Origin of the sequence: Kitasatospora sp. NPDC058115, from assembly GCF_042884635.1 — a bacterium.
GTDB lineage: Bacteria > Actinomycetota > Actinomycetes > Streptomycetales > Streptomycetaceae > Kitasatospora.
In genome coordinates, this window is the sequence record NZ_JBHVTL010000035.1 from 1 (window position 1) to 16,991 (window position 16,991).

The 16,991-nt window shown below is 73.3% G+C and carries 16 protein-coding genes and 8 tRNA genes; 12 read left to right on the forward strand and 12 right to left on the reverse strand.

The features are described from left to right. A partial coding sequence (locus tag ACFVVL_RS30535; RefSeq protein WP_387680915.1) for a serine/threonine-protein kinase occupies window positions 1–1,112 on the reverse strand: 1,112 nt, incomplete at its 3' end. Window positions 1,113–1,544: 432 nt separating this feature from the next. Here ACFVVL_RS30535 and ACFVVL_RS30540 point away from each other — a divergent pair. Continuing rightward, window positions 1,545–1,745: a hypothetical protein gene (locus ACFVVL_RS30540; RefSeq protein WP_380298078.1), complete on the forward strand. Its 201-nt coding sequence runs from the start codon at window positions 1,545–1,547 to the stop codon at window positions 1,743–1,745. A 279-nt stretch (window positions 1,746–2,024) separates the two neighbouring features. Here the strand turns inward: ACFVVL_RS30540 and ACFVVL_RS30545 are convergent. From ACFVVL_RS30545 to ACFVVL_RS30570, 6 genes are all read right to left on the reverse strand, one after another. Next, window positions 2,025–2,096, reverse strand: a tRNA-Val gene (locus ACFVVL_RS30545). Window positions 2,097–2,137: 41 nt separating this feature from the next. Beyond that, window positions 2,138–2,209, reverse strand: a tRNA-Val gene (locus ACFVVL_RS30550). A 55-nt stretch (window positions 2,210–2,264) separates the two neighbouring features. Continuing rightward, window positions 2,265–2,336: transfer RNA gene (locus ACFVVL_RS30555), tRNA-Val, on the reverse strand. Between the two features lie 28 nt (window positions 2,337–2,364). Continuing rightward, window positions 2,365–2,439: transfer RNA gene (locus tag ACFVVL_RS30560), tRNA-Val, on the reverse strand. 34 nt (window positions 2,440–2,473) lie between these two features. Next, window positions 2,474–2,547 (reverse strand) — tRNA-Cys (locus ACFVVL_RS30565). Between the two features lie 40 nt (window positions 2,548–2,587). Then, window positions 2,588–2,660, reverse strand: a tRNA-Gly gene (locus ACFVVL_RS30570). A gap of 302 nt (window positions 2,661–2,962) precedes the next feature. On the opposite strand from ACFVVL_RS30570, the gene ACFVVL_RS30575 reads away from it, so the two are divergent. From ACFVVL_RS30575 to ACFVVL_RS30585, 3 genes are all read left to right on the forward strand, one after another. Continuing rightward, window positions 2,963–4,024: a chorismate-binding protein gene (locus tag ACFVVL_RS30575; RefSeq protein ID WP_387680918.1), complete on the forward strand. Its 1,062-nt coding sequence runs from the start codon at window positions 2,963–2,965 to the stop codon at window positions 4,022–4,024. A gap of 94 nt (window positions 4,025–4,118) precedes the next feature. Further along, entirely contained in the window at window positions 4,119–4,949 is an 831-nt protein-coding gene (locus tag ACFVVL_RS30580) for an aminotransferase class IV (protein ID WP_387680921.1), read from the forward strand. Between the two features lie 106 nt (window positions 4,950–5,055). Then, window positions 5,056–5,898: a GNAT family N-acetyltransferase gene (locus ACFVVL_RS30585; protein ID WP_387680924.1), complete on the forward strand. Its 843-nt coding sequence runs from the start codon at window positions 5,056–5,058 to the stop codon at window positions 5,896–5,898. Window positions 5,899–5,942: 44 nt separating this feature from the next. Here the strand turns inward: ACFVVL_RS30585 and ACFVVL_RS30590 are convergent, their stop codons facing one another. Beyond that, a complete protein-coding gene (locus ACFVVL_RS30590; RefSeq protein WP_380298072.1) occupies window positions 5,943–6,443 on the reverse strand; it encodes a DsbA family protein in 501 nt (166 codons plus the stop codon). A gap of 134 nt (window positions 6,444–6,577) precedes the next feature. Here ACFVVL_RS30590 and ACFVVL_RS30595 point away from each other — a divergent pair, with 134 nt between their 5' ends. Beyond that, on the forward strand, window positions 6,578–7,093 hold the full coding sequence (locus ACFVVL_RS30595) for a hypothetical protein (RefSeq protein ID WP_387680929.1): 516 nt from the start codon (window positions 6,578–6,580) through the stop codon (window positions 7,091–7,093). Window positions 7,094–7,115: 22 nt separating this feature from the next. On the opposite strand, the gene ACFVVL_RS30600 is transcribed toward ACFVVL_RS30595, so the two are convergent. Then, window positions 7,116–7,685 (reverse strand): CGNR zinc finger domain-containing protein, encoded by a 570-nt coding sequence (locus tag ACFVVL_RS30600; protein ID WP_387680932.1) that lies wholly within the window; start codon window positions 7,683–7,685, stop codon window positions 7,116–7,118. 491 nt (window positions 7,686–8,176) lie between these two features. Continuing rightward, window positions 8,177–8,590: an SsgA family sporulation/cell division regulator gene (locus tag ACFVVL_RS30605; RefSeq protein ID WP_030056266.1), complete on the reverse strand. Its 414-nt coding sequence runs from the start codon at window positions 8,588–8,590 to the stop codon at window positions 8,177–8,179. A 194-nt stretch (window positions 8,591–8,784) separates the two neighbouring features. Here ACFVVL_RS30605 and ACFVVL_RS30610 point away from each other — a divergent pair, with 194 nt between their 5' ends. The 3 genes from ACFVVL_RS30610 (at window position 8,785) to ACFVVL_RS30620 (ending at window position 9,764) form a co-directional block, all read left to right on the forward strand. Continuing rightward, on the forward strand, window positions 8,785–9,303 hold the full coding sequence (locus ACFVVL_RS30610) for a TIGR02611 family protein (protein ID WP_380297760.1): 519 nt from the start codon (window positions 8,785–8,787) through the stop codon (window positions 9,301–9,303). A 112-nt stretch (window positions 9,304–9,415) separates the two neighbouring features. Beyond that, window positions 9,416–9,487 (forward strand) — tRNA-Val (locus tag ACFVVL_RS30615). A 205-nt stretch (window positions 9,488–9,692) separates the two neighbouring features. Beyond that, window positions 9,693–9,764 (forward strand) — tRNA-Val (locus tag ACFVVL_RS30620). Window positions 9,765–9,829: 65 nt separating this feature from the next. On the opposite strand, the gene ACFVVL_RS30625 is transcribed toward ACFVVL_RS30620, so the two are convergent. Further along, complete coding sequence (locus tag ACFVVL_RS30625) at window positions 9,830–10,597, reverse strand: exonuclease domain-containing protein (protein ID WP_380297759.1); 768 nt, start codon at window positions 10,595–10,597, stop codon at window positions 9,830–9,832. A gap of 154 nt (window positions 10,598–10,751) precedes the next feature. On the opposite strand from ACFVVL_RS30625, the gene ACFVVL_RS30630 reads away from it, so the two are divergent. The 4 genes from ACFVVL_RS30630 to ACFVVL_RS30645 all read left to right on the forward strand — a co-directional run bounded on the left by ACFVVL_RS30630 (window position 10,752) and on the right by ACFVVL_RS30645 (window position 15,243). Continuing rightward, window positions 10,752–11,306 (forward strand): DUF4365 domain-containing protein, encoded by a 555-nt coding sequence (locus ACFVVL_RS30630; RefSeq protein WP_380297757.1) that lies wholly within the window; start codon window positions 10,752–10,754, stop codon window positions 11,304–11,306. 31 nt (window positions 11,307–11,337) lie between these two features. Continuing rightward, complete coding sequence (locus tag ACFVVL_RS30635) at window positions 11,338–12,522, forward strand: hypothetical protein (protein WP_387680937.1); 1,185 nt, start codon at window positions 11,338–11,340, stop codon at window positions 12,520–12,522. A 99-nt stretch (window positions 12,523–12,621) separates the two neighbouring features. Continuing rightward, window positions 12,622–14,601, forward strand: a complete 1,980-nt coding sequence (gene thrS, locus ACFVVL_RS30640; protein ID WP_380297754.1) for a threonine--tRNA ligase — start codon at window positions 12,622–12,624, stop codon at window positions 14,599–14,601. A gap of 81 nt (window positions 14,602–14,682) precedes the next feature. Next, complete coding sequence (locus ACFVVL_RS30645; RefSeq protein ID WP_380297751.1) at window positions 14,683–15,243, forward strand: HIT family protein; 561 nt, start codon at window positions 14,683–14,685, stop codon at window positions 15,241–15,243. A gap of 63 nt (window positions 15,244–15,306) precedes the next feature. Here ACFVVL_RS30645 and ACFVVL_RS30650 read toward each other — a convergent pair whose 3' ends face one another. After that, window positions 15,307–16,950, reverse strand: coding sequence for a hypothetical protein (locus ACFVVL_RS30650; RefSeq protein WP_387680941.1), 1,644 nt, complete (start codon window positions 16,948–16,950; stop codon window positions 15,307–15,309). Between the last annotated feature and the right edge of the window lie 41 nt (window positions 16,951–16,991).

Below are 16,991 nucleotides of genomic sequence, written 5' to 3' on the forward strand. Positions count from 1 at the left end.
GTGCTGGCCAGTATGCCTGTACCTGACGGCGAACGGATACACCAGCCGGGAAACGCTGGCCAAAAACCAGGTGCCGTTCGAGCGGATCGCGAGCGCGGCGGCACCGGCCCGGCCGGACGCGCCGGATGTCCCTGCGGTCCCGGACGCCCCGGGGGCTGCCCCTGGTACGCGGGCTGTCCCGGGCGCCCCGCCACCCCGCCCCGGTCCGCGGCCGCCACCCCGGCGGCCCCGGCCTGGCCGCGTGCGGTGCCGCGCCCGCGGCCGAACGGTCCGCCGGAGCCCTGGCCCGCCCCGCCGCGCGCTGCCAGTTCGCTGAGCCGCTCGTGCAGTGCGGCCGCGCCGGGCCGCTCGGCGGGCTCCTTGGCCAGGCAGGCCCGGATCAGCGGCGCCAGCTGCGGCGGCACCGCCGAGAGGTCGGGCTCCTCGTGGACGACGCGGTAGAGCATGACCTCGGAGGAGGCCCCGGAGCCGAACGGGCTGTCCCCGGTGAGCGCGTACGCGAGGGTCGCGCCGAAGGCGAAGACGTCGGTCGCGGGCGTGACGGCCGCCCCCCGGACCTGCTCGGGGGCGAGGAAGCCGGGCGAGCCGACGGCGGTGCCGACGTGGGTGAGCGTGCTGGCGCCGCGCGACCAGGCGATGCCGAAGTCGATGATGCGCGGCCCGCGCGGGGAGAGCAGGATGTTGGACGGCTTGAGGTCGCGGTGGACGACGCCGGCCTCGTGGACCTTGACCAGTCCGTCGGCGAGCGCGGCCCCGATCCGGGCGACCTCGGGCCAGCCGAGCGCCCCCTCGTCGCCGACCCGCTTGTACAGCGAGGGCCCGGGGACGTACGCGGTGGCCAGCCAGGGCCGGTCGGCCTCGATGTCGGAGCCCATGACGCGGGCGGTGCAGCCGCCGCGGATCCGGGAGGCGGCGGCGATCTCGCGGGCGAAGCGGGTGCGGAACTCGACGTCCTCGGCCAGCTCGGAGCGGATCAGCTTGAGCGCGACGCGCTGCCCCCGGCGGTCCGACCCCAGGTAGACCACGCCCATGCCGCCGGCTCCCAGCCGACGGTGCAGGCGGTACGGCCCGACGATGCGGGGGTCCTCACGCCGCAGCCGCATCATCGCCATTCTCGTTTCCCCGTCAGACTGTGGGTGAGGCCCCGTCGGATGGGGCGTCGTCAGTTCCTGTCGGGCACAGCTTACGGACTGCCCGCTGCGGTGTGCTGATACGCAACACCTCAAGCCACCGTCCGATTGTCGGATCTTGGACCGGCCATCGGGTGGTGGGCTGCCGAACCGTTTCTCGGGGTTCCCCCTCAGGGTTCCCCTGGGACCGTGGTGCGGGCGTCTCCCCCTGCGGTAGTAGGCCCCAGGTCTGATCATCATCCTCCTGGAGGCCAGGAGAACAGTACGACGGCATGACGCCCGCCAACCCCCTCCCGCCATACCGTTGTTCTCAGCGGTGGACGGGGAGCTCGTCCCCCGAGGTAAGCCGTCCACCGCGTCCACGTGCACCACCGTCCATCCACCGGCCGAGCTCACGAAACAGGAGTCAAGGGCATGGCACCGCAGCCCACGGGATCGACCTCCCGGCGACGTCGGCCGGCCTTCACCCAGCCCGGGGCCACCGAGCCCACCCGGCACCCCGCGGTGGCGGTGGCCATGGCACTGCCCTGCGCGGTGCTGCTGGCGGTCCTGTTCGGCGGGTGGGAGCAGATGGCCAACCAGGCGCAGGCGGTGGCCGAGTTGATCGGCCACTGACCGGCCGGGCACCGAGGGTGCCCACGGAGCGGGCACTGATCCCCTGGGGACGGGGAACCAGTGCCGCCGGGGAGGCCGCGCCCGCGATGACCGCGGACGGGCGAGAGCGGCGCGCAGAGCGCCCCGGCAGGCGGAGACGCCGCGTACGGACGTCGGTGAGGGCGACCGTACGCGGCTCTTCTGCGTTCCCTGCGGGCCGCCGGCCCCTCCCGAATCCCGGAGCATGCCGAAACGGCCGGGGCCGCGACTCGTGGTGAGTCGCGGCCCCGGCCGTCACTGTGCGCGATACTGGGATTGAACCAGTGACCCCTACCGTGTCAAGGTAGTGCTCTCCCGCTGAGCTAATCGCGCCTGGTCAGGCGGTTGTGCAGCAGGCCCCGGAGGACCCGACGTGCGCGATACTGGGATTGAACCAGTGACCCCTACCGTGTCAAGGTAGTGCTCTCCCGCTGAGCTAATCGCGCTGGTGCGGTGCTACCGCAGCGAACCCCAGGATCCGAGGATCCGGAAGGTCCGACGTGCGCGATACTGGGATTGAACCAGTGACCCCCACCGTGTCAAGGTGGTGCTCTCCCGCTGAGCTAATCGCGCCTGGGAAGGTGTCCGGCAGGGCCGGGCATGGTGCGCGATACTGGGATTGAACCAGTGACCCCTACCGTGTCAAGGTAGTGCTCTCCCGCTGAGCTAATCGCGCGGGGAGGCCACCCGGCAGAGCCGGGCGAGCCTCTTGGAGGTGGAGACGGGATTTGAACCCGTGTAGACGGCTTTGCAGGCCGTTGCCTCGCCTCTCGGCCACTCCACCAGGCAACACTCGAAGGACGATCTTACACTGTCCTTCTCCGAGCGGACGACGAGATTCGAACTCGCGACCCTCACCTTGGCAAGGTGATGCTCTACCAACTGAGCCACGTCCGCCTGTCTCCCCGGGATCTTCACCGGTTTTCCCGGCTGCGCTCCCTGGCGACGTGTTGAACTCTAGCGGATTCCCGGGCCAGCTAAAAATCCGTTCCCGCAGCATGCCTGGCCGGTCGGCGCCGGACACCCTCCGCGCGCCCCGGCGCCGACCGGCCCGGACGGCCCTGGCGCGGGCGGACCGGCACCCTGAGTGACACCCGCAGGTCACCCGGCGTACGCCCGCGCGACCCCCGGATCTGCTCACGCCCCCCGACCTACACTTCAGGCACCGCCACCCGAGCAGAGCCCCGCGCAGGAGAACCGTGTCCGGCCACCCCGACCCCCAGCACCCCCTCGCCCGCTTCGGCGGCCGCCTCGCCACCGGGCTGCGCGACGTCACCTCCGACCCCGCCGCCCTGGACTCCACCGGCTGGTGGGCCGTCGCCTACGACTTCGAGGGCCGGCTCACCTGCGCCCGCTTCGACGACGTCCGCCCGGCCCCCGCCCCGCCCTCCGGCGCCGGCTGGCTCGGCCCGGCCGCCGGGGACTGGCGCAGCTCGCTCGACCGCGCCGCCTACGTCGCGGGCGTGCGCCGCGTCCGCGAGCACATCGCGGCCGGCGAGGTCTACCAGGCCAACCTCTGCCGGGTGCTCCGCGCACCGTTGCCCGACCCCGCCCGCACCGACGTCGACGCCCTCACCGGACTGCTCGCCCACGGCAACCCGGCCCCCTACGCGGGAACGATCCGGCTGCCCGGCCACGGCGTGGAGATCGCCACCGCCTCCCCCGAGCTCTACCTGCGCCGCACCGGCCGCACCGTCTCCTCCGGCCCGATCAAGGGCACCGGGCGCACCGAGCACGACCTGCTCGACAAGGACCACGCCGAGAACGTGATGATCGTCGACCTGGTCCGCAACGACCTCGGCCGGGTCTGCGCCACCGGCACCGTCACCGTGCCCGACCTGTGCGCGGTCGAGAAGCACCCCGGCCTGGTCCACCTGGTCTCCACCGTCGAGGGCACCCTGCGCCCCGACGCCGGCTGGCCCGAACTGCTCGCCGCCACCTTCCCGCCCGGCTCCGTCACCGGCGCCCCCAAGTCCAGCGCCCTGCGGATCATCGAATCCCTGGAGACCGCCCCGCGCGGCCCCTACTGCGGCGCCGTCGGCTGGGTCGACGCCGACCGCGGCGAGGGCGAACTCGCGGTCGGCATCCGCACCTTCTGGATCGACCGGACCGACCCCCGGGCGCCCGAGCTGCGCTTCGGGACCGGAGCCGGGATCACCTGGGGCTCCGACCCCGACCGCGAATGGGCGGAAACCGAGCTGAAGGCCGCCCGCCTGGTCGCGATAGCGTCGGGCACCGACACCCCGCCCCACACCGACTGAACCCGCCCCGGATCGAACCCGACCCGACACGGACCGGACCCGCCGCCACCCGCAGCCGGCCGGCCCGCGCCCGTCCCGCGAGGAGCACCCCGCGATGCAGCACCCCACCACCAGCTGGGTCAACGGCACCCTCGTCGACTCCGCCGACCCGGCCCTGTCCGTCCTCGACCACGGACTCACCACCGGCGACGGCGTCTTCGAGACCATGAAGGCCGTCGACGGCCGGGCCTTCGCCGTCACCCGCCACCTGGAGCGCCTCACCCGCTCCGCCCGCGGCCTCGGCCTGCCCGACCCCGACCACGACCTGGTCCGCGAGGCCTGCGCCGCCGTCCTCGCCGCCAACCCGATGCCGCTCGGCCGCCTGCGCATCACCTGCACCGGCGGCACCGCGCCGCTCGGCTCCGAGCGCGGCGACGGCGGCCCCACCCTGGTCGCCTCCCTCGGCACCGCCACCCGCCGCCCCGACACCACCGCCGTCACGGTCGTCCCCTGGCGCCGCAACGAGCACAGCGCCGTCGCCGGCCTCAAGACCACCTCCTACGCCGAGAACGTCGTCGCCCTCGCCGCCGCCCACCGCGCCGGCGCCTCCGAGGCCCTGCTCGCCAACACCGCCGGCCGGCTCTGCGAGGGCACCGGCTCCAACGTCTTCGTCGTCCTCGGCGGCCGCCTGCTCACCCCGCCGCTCGCCTCCGGCTGCCTGGCCGGCATCACCCGGCAGCTCGTCGTCGAGTGGTGCGGCGCCGAGGAGGCCGACCTCCCGCTCGACGCCCTCCAGGAGGCCGAGGAGATCTTCCTGACCTCCTCCCTGCGCGACGTCCAGGCCGTCACCCGCGTCGACGACCGCGAACTGCCCGGCCCCGGCCCGGTCACCGCCAAGGCGATGGCCCTCTTCGCCCAGCGCAGCGGCGACGACCTCGACCCCTGAGCACCCCGCCCGCCGTCCCCGCCGGAGAACCCCTCCGGCGGAACGGCGGAGTCCCGGAGCGGCTCCGACCGGTAGAAGACCCGGGCAGCGGGGAAGGGACCCCGACATGACCACCACGCTGCGCCCCGAGAGCCCGGAGACCCCCACCCCCGCCGGCGGCCGCACCCGGCGCTGGCAGATCTGCGTCAACGGCCGCCCGGTCGGCGGCCTGCGCACCACCGCCGTCCCGCGTGGCGACCAACTCTGGGGCGAGATAGCGGAGTTGGAGGTTCGCAGCGGGCGCGGCCGGGGGCGCGGGACGATCGGTGCGCTGGCCGCCGAGGAGGTGCTGCGCGGCTGGGGCTGCACCCGGGTGGACGCCGACATCCCCGAGGGCGCGCAGGTCGCCCGCTCCCTCGCGGTCACCCTCGGCTACACCGAGCGGATGCGGAACATGGTCAAACGGCTGGAAACGGCCCCCGCCCTGCCGCCGGGCACCGCCGCGCGCCCGCTCGGCGCCGACGAGTTCCCCGCCTGGCTGGCCGAGGCCAAGGCCGGCTACCTGCACGACCTGCGCGCCTCCGGCCTCGGCGAGGACGAGGCCCGCGCCAAGTCCGACGCCGACCACGCGAGACTCCTGCCGCAGGGCGCGGACACCCCGGGGGTCGCGCTGCGCCGGCTGTACGGGGCGGGGGAGGAGCCGCTGGGCTCGCTCTGGCTGGCGCTGCGGCTGCGCGAGCTGCCCGAGGGCGCCCCGCTGGCGTGGGTCATGGTGGTCGAGGTGGCGGACGCCCACCGGGGCCGCGGCCACGGCCGGACGCTGATGCGCCTGGCCGAGCGCGAGTGCCTGTCGGCGGGCGTCCGTGACCTCGGGCTGAACGTCTTCAGCGGCAACGAGGTCGCGCTCCGCCTCTACGAGTCGCTCGGCTACCGGGTCACCAACCGGGTCTACGGCAAACCGCTGCTGTGAGCGGCGGGACGCGGGTGGCGGAGGGTGAGCAGTGACGCGTGGGGTCAGGAGGCCTTGCCGGCCTCCACGGCGGCGATGACGCGCTCCAGCAGGCCGTCCTGGCTCTGCCCGCCGTCCAGACGCTGCCCGGCGACCACGTACGTCGGCGTGCCGCTCACGCCGATCGCCCGGCCCTCGGCCTGGTCGGCGTCCACGGTCAGCATGTGCCGTCCGTCCACCAGCGCGGTGTCCACCTCCTCGGCGTCCACCCCGACCTCCCGGGCCACCTCCAGCAGGACCTCGGTGCCGCGCGCCTCCAGGTCCGCCACCCGCTCCAGCAGCGCCTCGACGAACGGCCAGCCGAGCCCCTGGGCGAAGGCCTCCTCGGCCGCCTCGGCGGCGGGGTAGGCGTACTTGTGCTTCTCCAGCGGGAAGTGCCGCAGCTCGACCGGCAGCGCGTCGCCGTAGCGGGCGCGCAGCGCGCGGACGTCGGCGAGGGCGGTGCGGCAGTCCGGGCACTGGAGCTCGCACCAGAACTCAAGACGGGGGAGGGAACCTTCGATCATGCCCCCAGTGTTCCACCAGTGGGGCCTGTGCCGTTCCGGCGGCCGGGTCCGCGCAGTCCACCAGACCGGAGCGATGGGAGGTCCGACGAGATGACCAGTCCGACGGCCGGAGTGACGGCGTTCGGGAGGCGGCCGTGCTGACGGCGGCGGCGGCCTTCGCCCTGACGGCGGCGGGCGTGGCCGTGGCGGGCCTGCGGGCCTACCGCCGGCGCTTCCTGTCCGCGACCCGCTGGTTCGCCGTCGCGCTGCTGCCCGCCGGTCTCTATCTGACCGGCCTGTTCCCGGTGGCCCGCACGATCGGCGACGAGATCGCCGACTGGGCGGTCAAGCTGGTCTTCGACCCCCGGGTGTGGACCGGCATCGTGCTGCTGGCGGTCTCCGTGGGGCTGCTCGTCACCACCCGCTGGGTGGGGCGGCGCGGCGCCGTGACCGAGGGCCGTGAGGCCGCGACGCCGGCCGCCGGGCCCGCCCCGGCCCGTCCGGCCGTGGCCCCCGCCACCGGCGCCCCGGCCGCCGCCGCGGCGCCCGGGCACGCGGAGAAGGCCGCCCGTGCGGAGAAGGCCGGGCGCGCCGAGAAGAAGGGCAAGGGCGGCGACGGCCTCGACGAGTTCGCCGACATCGAGGAGATCCTGCGCCGCCGCGGCATCTGAGCGCCGCGGCCCCGTGGCCGGTTCAGGCCGGGCTGACGGTGTCCGCCGAGCGCTGGCGGGCCCGGTAGGCGGCCACGTGCAGCCGGTTCCCGCAGGTCCGGCTGTCGCAGTAGCGGCGCGAGCGGTTGCGCGAGAGGTCCACGAAGACCCGTGCGCAGTCCGGCGCCTCGCAGCGGCGCAGCCGTTCGCGCTCGCCCGCGGTGAGGATGAACGCCAGCGCCATGCCGAGTTCGGCGGCCAGGTGGTCGCCGAGGGCGGCGTGCGGCGCGAAGTAGTGGATGTGCCAGCCGTGGTGGTCGTGGTTGGTCAGCCGGGGCGTGGTGCCGGCGGCCGCGACCAGGGCGTTGACCAGCTCGGCGGCCTCCTCGGTGGACTCCGTGCCGTAGACCTCGCGCAGCCGGGTGCGCAGCCGGTGCACCTGGCGCAGGTCGTCCTCGGTCAGCGAGTCGATCTCGCTGATCTCCTGCCGGACCACGAAGGCGTCGAGGGCGGCCACGTCGGGCATCAGCTCGGTGCCGCACACCTCGGGGGCCGTGTTGAGCAGCTCGACGAGGATGCTCAGCGCGCACTCGGTGTCATGGGTGATCAGCACGTGGAGGCTCCTCGTGCGGAGGGGGCCGTGGGCACCCCGCGACTACGGGTCATTCCCAGACCTTACCGGGGCGGTGCGACGAGCGGCGGCGGCTTGCGTCGAAGATGCGTACGGATTCCGTCAGTCTGTACGGGGTTTTCCGTGGGGTCCGTGCCCGGCGGGTGTCCGCCCGGCCAGGCGTCCGGGCAGCCGCCCGGCCGGGCGGGAGCGCCGGGGAGCGCCGGGGAGCGGTGGCGACGGGCCGGCGGGAGGGCGGGAAAACGGCCGCGCCCGGCAGCGAGGCCGGCCATCCACGGGATGACCGGCTCCGATGCCGGGCGCCTTCGGTGCCGCGGGCCCGCTCCGAGTGGGAGAGAACCGTTTCGTCACCGGCCCCGAGACCGCGTCGTGCGCGGCTGAGTCTGCTGCCGTGCCCCCGAGTAGGACGGCTGCGGTTGACGGCAGGGGCTACGACCCCGCCGACAGCGGGGTGTGACCGCCTCCGGTCGGGGTCAGCTTTCGGCGAGGATGTGGGACAGCTCCCGGTCGAGGTCGAAGTGACGGTGTTCGGTGCCGGGCGGCACGGCGGCGTCCGTCCGCTTGAGGAACGACTCAAGCGCCCGGGCCGGGGCCTCCAGCAGGGCTTCTCCTTCCGGAGAGCTCAGGGCGATGCAGACCACCCCTTGCCCGTGGCTGCGCGACGGCCACACCCGGACGTCGCCCGTACCGGTGGGTCGGTGCAGCCCCTCCGCAAGGAGATCTCGGGCGAACACCCACTCCACGGTCTCGTCGGCACCGGTGTGGAAGGTGGCGTGCACGGCATAGGGGTCGGCGGTGTCGTAGCGAAGGCCCGCGGGGACGGGCAGTGAGGACTCGCTGGACACGATGAGGCGCAGGTGCAGCTCGCAGCTGACCGTGGTGTTCATAAGCGCCATGGCCTTTCGCTCAGTGTGCGCTCGGGGAATCGCACGTCGGCGAACGGACCATCCCACCTCCACGACCGATGTAAACCCCTCTGTCCCGATTCGGGCGCGAGTCGTACCCCTTACGGCGCATTGCGGAATCGCCACAGAGTGCCCGGCCGGCGATTACCGGGCCCCTTCTCGGTTAGTTTCCTGGCATGACTGTGCGAAGCGACGAGGCACGCGGCGACGCGGGCGGGAACACCGGAACGGGGGACGCGATCGTGCCGGACGACACGGGGGCGACGGGGGCGGGCGGCGGGGGAGCGACGCCCGGCGGCGAGGGGGGTACGGAGGGTGACAAGCCGCTGGGCTCACGCGCCCCGCGGTTCATCCGCCGCTCCCGCCCGCTGCACCTGAGCTGGCAGGTGGCCGTCTTCCTGGTCGGCCTCGCCGTGGTGGTGCTCGGAGTGATCATGCTCCCGCTGCCCGGCCCCGGCTGGGTGGTCATCTTCCTCGGCATGGGCATCTGGGCGACCGAGTTCGTCTGGGCCCAGCTGGCGCTGCGCTGGACCCGCCGCAAGGTGGCCGAGGCCGCGCAGAAGGCCCTGGACCCGAAGGTCCGGCGCCGCAACCTCACGCTCACCGCGATCGGCCTGACGCTGATCGCCGCGCTCGGCGGCTGGTACCTGTGGAAGTACGGGCTGGTCATGCCCTGGAAGATCCACGAGGACTGAGCCGGTCCGTCCGTCTCCGCCCGCCGCCCGCCGGGGGTCCGGGCGGGGCCGCCGGGGCGGGGCGGCGTGTTCGGACCACCCCCCGGGATGCGGTAATGTTTTCCCTGCACCCGGGCGATTAGCTCAGCGGGAGAGCACTTCGTTCACACCGAAGGGGTCACTGGTTCGATCCCAGTATCGCCCACCGGAATGCATTGTGATATGTGAGGCCCAGTCGATTATCGGCTGGGCCTCACATGTATTTCCGCAATCCGGCGAACGGTGCCGGGAATGTGCTGAGGCGCAGTCACCTTCCGCGTGACGCAGGAGTTCTGCGGAGGCGTCGGACGCACTCCCCGAACGAGTTGTACGGCACCCCCCGAATGGTGCTACAGTTCTTCTCGTTGCCCGGGCGATTAGCTCAGCGGGAGAGCACTTCGTTCACACCGAAGGGGTCACTGGTTCGATCCCAGTATCGCCCACCGGACAGCATGCAGGCCCTGATCGGAAGACCGGTCGGGGCCTGCGGCGTTCCCGGCCCCGGGTGCTACGCCGCCACCTCGCACTCGTGCTCCGGCGACAGCCGCCGGCCGCACCCGCACCGGGCCGGCCGCAGCGGCCAGGACAGGTCCACCCGCTCGTCCGCCCCCGACCGGTCGAACCACGCCTGCAGCCCCCGGGCCTGCGCCGCGTGCCAGACCGCCTGCCGCAGGTGCAGCTCCGCCGCCGTCAGCCCGCCCAGCGCCCCCGGGTAGCGCGCGCCGATCGTCCGCACCACCTCCAGCGCCGCCGTCGCGTCCGCCGCCGCGTCGTGCGCACCGGTCAGCTCCACCCCGTAGTGCGCGCACAGGTCGGTCAGGGTCCGGCGGCCCCGGCGGTAGCGGTCCACGTACTTGTCCAACACCCGCGGATCCAGCACCAGCAGGGCCGCCGGAGCGATCGTCTCGGCCAGCGACACCCCCCGGTGCCGGCGCAACTCCCGGTCCAGCAGCGTCAGGTCGTACGGCGCGTTCATCACCACCACCGGCCGCCCGGCCCGCGCCTGCTCGGCCAGCGCGGCGGCCACCTCCGCCACCACCACCGGCGCCGGCCGCCCGTGCGCCCGCACCGTCTCGTCGCTGATCCCGTGCACCGCGCGGGCGCCGTCGGGTATCGGGACGCCGGGATCGGCGAGCCAGCCGGTGGCCACCGGGGCGGCGCCCGGGGCGGACTGGACGACCAGGGCGGCCGAGACGACGCGGTCGCTCTCGACGTCCACGCCGGTGGTCTCGGTGTCGAAGGAGGCGAGCGGGCCGGTGAACCAGTGCTGCTGCATGACTGCCCCTCGGAGAACGGCGCGATCCCGCTCCGGTGATACCCGCCCCTGACGCACCCTCAACCGTTTGGCGCGGCACCGGCCGGGCACCCTGCCCACAGGTGCCCTGTTCGAATCCGGACGGGCCCGGGGGGACGGGGGAGGACGGACGGTCATGGCGCTGACGCAGCCGCAGCCCGAGGAGACGGCGGCCGTCCTGCGGGGCGACCTGGCGGTGACCGCCTGCATGGAGACCCTGCAAGTCGGCTATCTGCACGCGGTCGCCGCCGCGGCCGGTTGCTCGCTCTCCCAGCCGTTCCCCGACAACGGCATCGACTGGCAGGTCAGCCACGGCTCGCGCAGCCACGAGGTCGACGACGAGGTCACCGTCAAGATCCAGCTGAAGGCCACCCAGCAGATCGCCCCCGACCCGCGCGGCGCGTTCTTCTCCTTCACCCTGGACAACGACCACCTGCGCAAGCTCGCCCGGCCCCGGGTCGCCGTGCCCCGGATCCTCGTCGTCATGCTGCTGCCCCGCCGCGTCGACCGCTGGCTCGCCGCCCGCCCCGACGCCCTCGAACTGCGGCACTGCTGCTACTGGGTCAACCTGGCCGGCCACCCCGTCACCGGGCAGCGCCGCACCAACGTCCGCGTCCCCACCGCGAAGGTCTTCGACGACCGCGCCCTGTGCGCCATCATGGCCCGGGTCGGAGCGGGCGGCAGCCCGTGACGGCCCGGCCCCGGCCGGGAGGAGCCGCCCCATGACACTGCCCCACGGGCCGATGCGCGCCAAGGCCGGCGGACCGCCGCAGACCGCGCCGCTGCCCGATCCGTCCGCCGTCGACCCCGCGGTGCTCGCCACCCTGCTCGCCCGGCACGGCTGGGTGCGGCGCGGCGGACCCACCGCCCGCTACGGCCGCTGGACACCGCCCGAGGGCACCGACCCCGGCGTCAGCCTGCTCGTCCCCGCCGGTGACGGCTTCGACGACGCGGTCGACCTGCTCACCGACGCCGTCACCGCGCTCTCCCGCTCCGCCAGCCCCTCCGCCCGCGCCATCCTGCTCGCCCTGGCCGTCCCCGGCGACGAGCTCCAGTGGCACCGCGACCTCGCCGCACCCCCCGCCGCCGTCCCCGGCGCGGCGCCCTGGGACGACACCGAACGGCTGCGGCGCGCCGCCCGCGCCATGCTCGCCGCCGGCGCCAAGGCCGGCCGCACCCGCGCCGCCTACTTCGGTGCCCGCCTGGACGCCTGGGCCGGCGACTTCCTCGACCGCGTCCTGGTCGTCGCCGCCGGCCCCGGCCTGACCGCCTACACCCCCGCCCCCGAGGGCCGGGCCGCCGTCACCACCCTGGTCCGCGCCCTGGAGGCGCTGCGCGACGCCGTCGACTACCGGCGGGTCAGCGGCGGCGGCGAGGCCTTCGAGAACGCCGTCCAGTCCGGCGTCAGCCGCGAGCTGGTCGAATCCGTCCAGGACCTGGTGCGCGGCGCCACCGCCGGCCGGTTCACCGTCGCCTGGTCCGCCGCCGCCGGCACCCCCGGCGGCTTCGGCGACCGCCGGATCGCCGTCGAGTTCTCGCCCGGCGACCTGCCCGCCCTCGACGAGGCCGCCGAACTCCTCGAACGCATCGAGCCCGCCGTCGCCGTCACCGTCGTCGGCCTCGTCGTCCGCCTCAAGCGCGCCGACCCCGCGGGGCCCGGCAGCGTACGCCTGCGGGTGCTCGGCGGCGCCGAGGTCGACGAGGTCAAGATCCGCCTCGCCGACCCCGCCTACCGGCTCGCCGCCGAGGCCCACCTGGCCGGCACCCCGGTGCGGATCAGCGGCCGCCTGGAGCGGCGCGGCGGCTTCCGGCGGCTGACCCGGCCCACCGGCCCGGAACCGTGCGGGTTGGAGGACGTCGAGCGGGAGCGGCTGCTCAAGACGCTGGGGGAGGGGCGGGGCGGGTAGGAAGGGTACGGAGGTGACGGTGGGGTCACCGCTCTCGGTACCATCGTCAGGCGCAGCGCTGTGCTGCGTCCTCTGAATCCAGCACGTCAGGAGAGACCGGTGACGGACGTCCGGGTAATCATCAACCGCGAACCCGATCGGGAAGAGCGCGTGGTGACCACGGGCACTACGGCCGCCGAGCTCTTCGCCGACGACCGCTCGATCATCGCCGCCCGCGTCGGCGGTCAGCTCAAGGACCTCGCCCACGCCCTCCAGGACGGCGACGAGGTCGAGCCGGTCGCGATCTCCAGCCCGGACGGCCTCGACATCCTGCGCCACTCCACCGCGCACGTCATGGCCCAGGCCGTGCAGCAGCTCTTCCCGGAGGCCAAGCTCGGCATCGGCCCGCCGGTCAAGGACGGCTTCTACTACGACTTCGACGTCGCGACGCCGTTCCACCCCGATGACCTCAAGGCCATCGAGAAGAAGATGCAGGAGATCATCAAGCGCGGGCAGAAGTTCGCCCGCCGGGTGGTCACCGACGAGGCCGCCCGCGAGGAGCTGGCCCACGAGCCGTACAAGCTGGAGCTGATCGGCCTCAAGGGCTCCGCCGCCACCGCCGGCGAGGGCGCCGACGTCGAGGTCGGCGCCGGTGAGCTCACCATCTACGACAACCTGGACGCCAAGAGCGGCGAGCTGTGCTGGGGCGACCTCTGCCGAGGCCCGCACCTGCCGTCGACCCGGATGATCCCGGCGTTCAAGATCATGCGCTCGGCCGCCGCCTACTGGCGCGGCAGCGAGAAGAACCCCATGCTCCAGCGCCTGTACGGGACCGCCTGGCCGAGCAAGGACGAGCTCAAGGCGCACCTGGAGTTCCTGGAGGAGGCCGCCAAGCGCGACCACCGCAAGCTCGGCAACGAGCTCGACCTCTTCTCCATCCCCGAGGAGATCGGCTCCGGCCTCGCCGTCTTCCACCCCAAGGGCGGCATCATCCGCCGCGCCATGGAGGACTACTCGCGCCGCCGGCACGAGGAGGAGGGCTACGAGTTCGTCTACACCCCGCACGCCACCAAGGGGAAGCTCTTCGAGAAGAGCGGCCACCTCGACTGGTACGCGGACGGCATGTACCCGCCCATGCAGCTCGACGAGGGCGTGGACTACTACCTCAAGCCGATGAACTGCCCGATGCACAACCTGATTTTCGACGCGCGTGGCCGCTCCTACCGTGAGCTGCCGCTGCGCCTGTTCGAGTTCGGCACGGTGTACCGGTACGAGAAGTCCGGCGTGGTGCACGGTCTGACCCGCGCCCGCGGCTTCACCCAGGACGACGCGCACATCTACTGCACCCGTGAGCAGATGGCGGAGGAGCTCGACTCCACCCTCACCTTCGTGCTCAACCTGCTGCGCGACTACGGTCTGACCGACTTCTACCTGGAGCTGTCCACCAAGGACCCGGAGAAGTTCGTCGGCACCGACGACGCGTGGGAGGAGGCCACCGCCGTTCTGGCGAGCGTGGCCGAGAAGCAGGGGCTGCCGCTGGTCCCGGACCCGGGCGGCGCGGCCTTCTACGGCCCGAAGATCTCGGTGCAGGCGCGCGACGCCATCGGCCGCACCTGGCAGATGTCGACCATCCAGCTCGACTTCAACCTGCCCGAGCGCTTCGACCTGGAGTACACGGCGGCGGACGGCTCGCGCCAGCGGCCGGTCATGATCCACCGGGCGCTGTTCGGCAGCATCGAGCGGTTCTTCGCGGTGCTCCTGGAGCACTACGCCGGCGCCATGCCGCCGTGGCTGGCCCCGGTCACCGTGACCGGCATCCCGATCACCGACGAGCACGTGCCGTACCTGCTGGAGGTCGCGGCCGAGCTGAAGAAGCGCGGGATCCGGGTCGAGGTGGACACCTCGGACGACCGGATGCAGAAGAAGATCCGCAACGCGCAGCGCAGCAAGGTGCCGTTCATGCTGATCGCCGGCAACGACGACGTCGAGGCGGGCGCGGTCTCCTTCCGCTACCGCAACGGCGAGCAGAAGAACGGCGTGCCGGTCGCCGACGCCGTCGCCGAGATCGTGGACGCGGTGGAGCGCCGGATCCAGGTCTGACGCCGTCGGGTGTGCGCGGGCGCGGGGCGGGCTCCTTCAGGAGTCCGCCCCGCGCGGCTTTGCAAGCACGGTTGGGCGAATATGCTGATCAGCATGACGACTGAGCCGGAACTGCAGCAGGGCGTCGGGGAGCCGGACGGCTTCCGCCGCCTCTGGACCCCCCATCGGATGGCCTACATCCAGGGCGAGAACAAGCCCACCGGCCCGGCTCCGGACGACGGCTGCCCGTTCTGCTCGATCCCGTCGCTGAGCGACGAGAACGGGCTGGTCGTCGCGCGCGGCAACACCGTGTACGCGGTGCTCAACCTGTACCCGTACAACGGCGGGCACCTCATGGTGGTCCCGTTCCGGCACGCGGCGGACTACACCGAGCTGGACGGGGCGGAGACGGCCGAGCTGGCGGTGTTCACCAAGAAGGCGATGACGGCGCTGCGCGCGGCCTCGGGTGCGCACGGCTTCAACATCGGCATGAACCAGGGCGCGGCCGCCGGGGCCGGCATCGCGGCCCACCTGCACCAGCACGTGGTGCCGCGCTGGGGCGGGGACACCAACTTCATGCCGGTGGTCGGCCACACCAAGGTGCTGCCGCAGCTGCTGGCGGACACCCGGAAGATGCTGGCCGACGCCTGGCCGCAGGACTGACCCGTACAGCGAGCAGGGCCCCCGGCGACCACCAGGTCGCCGGGGGCCCTGCGTCGTGTCCGGTCAGGCGTCGTACTGGTCGACCTTGAACGGGCGGCTGCCCTGGGCCTCGGCCTTGAGGCCGGCCGCGCGGCCCTTGAAGGCGCGCTCGGTGTCGAGGTCGTGCTCGGCGAGGAACTCCAGGGTGGCGGTGTGCACGGCACCGAGCACCGGGTGGGAGGCGTTGAGCGCGTTGTCCGCCATGGTGCGGGTGCCCCAGGGCGCTCCGGCCCAGGTGTGCCGGAAGCCGAAGGGCTCGGGCAGGCCGAGGCCGCCGCCGAGCCAGGAGAGCAGGCCGGGCATCCGGTGGAAGGGGGCGCGGACGGCCTGCCGGACGACCTCGTCGTTGTCGATCAGCCGGAGCTTGACCGTGCGCTCCTCCCAGAACCGGAAGGTCTTGGCGACGGACTTCTCCTTGTCCTTGGGCTTGTCGCCGAAGAAGCCGTCGATGGGGCCGAGGGCGTAGCCGGCGACGGTGATGTTGAGGGTGTTCGCGAGCAGCACCACGGTGACGGTGAAGGTCAGGACGAGCTTCCCGTCGTGGGTGATGAACTGGGTGGCGAGGTAGTGCCGGGGCCCGCCGGAGAAGGTCTGCTTGTCGGCGATGGCCTGGACGGCGAAGTCGCGCATGTGGTCGCCGTCCATGTCGGCGTTGCCGGGGCGGCTGATCTCGTCGGCGCTCTCGCCGACCTCCAGGACGACCCACTGCTTGACCTGGACGCCGGGCATGCCGCTGTTGGCGACCTCGCTGATGCCGAGCGACTTGAGGTGGCCGGAGATCTTGCGGACGAGGTCCCAGGGGTGGAACTGGCGGAAATCGATCTGGCCCTCGGCGGGGCGCAGGGTGTCGATGAGCTTCCACTCGCCCCAGCGGCGGCCGGCGCCGAGGATGCCCTTGGCCCCGGCGTAGTGCTGGACGTTGGTCTCCTGCTCGGAGTCCAGCCGGCCGAGCTTGGCGCGCAGGTCGGCGGCCTTCTTGTCGAGGTCGTCGCGGGGGACGGCCATCGGGACGGTGGCGGCGACGGCGTTGCCCTCGGCCAGCGAGAGCCAGCGGGCGCGCAGGTCGGCGGCGGTGCGCTCGACGATGCGCCGGGCCAGGAACCAGCCGATGACCGGCGCGAGCAGCACGATCCGCAGGTAGAGGCCGAGGATGCCGCCGGCCGGGGGCTTGATGGCGAGCAGCGCGGCGAGGCCGACGACGAGGGCGAGCACGACGGCGCCGTACGCGGTGGCGTTCTTGGGGTTGTCGCGCCGCAGCCAGGCGCGCAGCTGGAACGCGCCGAGCCACACCAGCGTGCCGGGCAGGCAGAGCAGCCCGGTGACGACGGAGACGGTGGACAGCTGCCGGTCGCGGGTGCGGCGGATCTCCTCGGCGGCCAGGCAGTGCTCGACGATCTGACGGGTGTCGAGGCCGAAGGAGGGGACCAGCGGCTTGCGGTCGCCACCGAGGGTGCGGGAGATGAGCGCCTTGCTCCAGGCCTCGCCGAAGTTGGGCGCGAAGAGGGCGAAGCGGCCCTTCTTGGCGGTGATCCCGGCGAGTTTGGCGGCGCCGTCCTCCAGCGTGATGTCGCGGTACGCCACCGAGGAGATCGCCTGGGTGCCGGCGGTCTGCGGGCCGGCGTCGGTCCGGGGTATCTGCGCACCCGGGGTCATGTCGAGTGTGGTCACGGTGGCGGTCCCCTCCTCCCCTTCGTCCTGCGGCAGGTTAC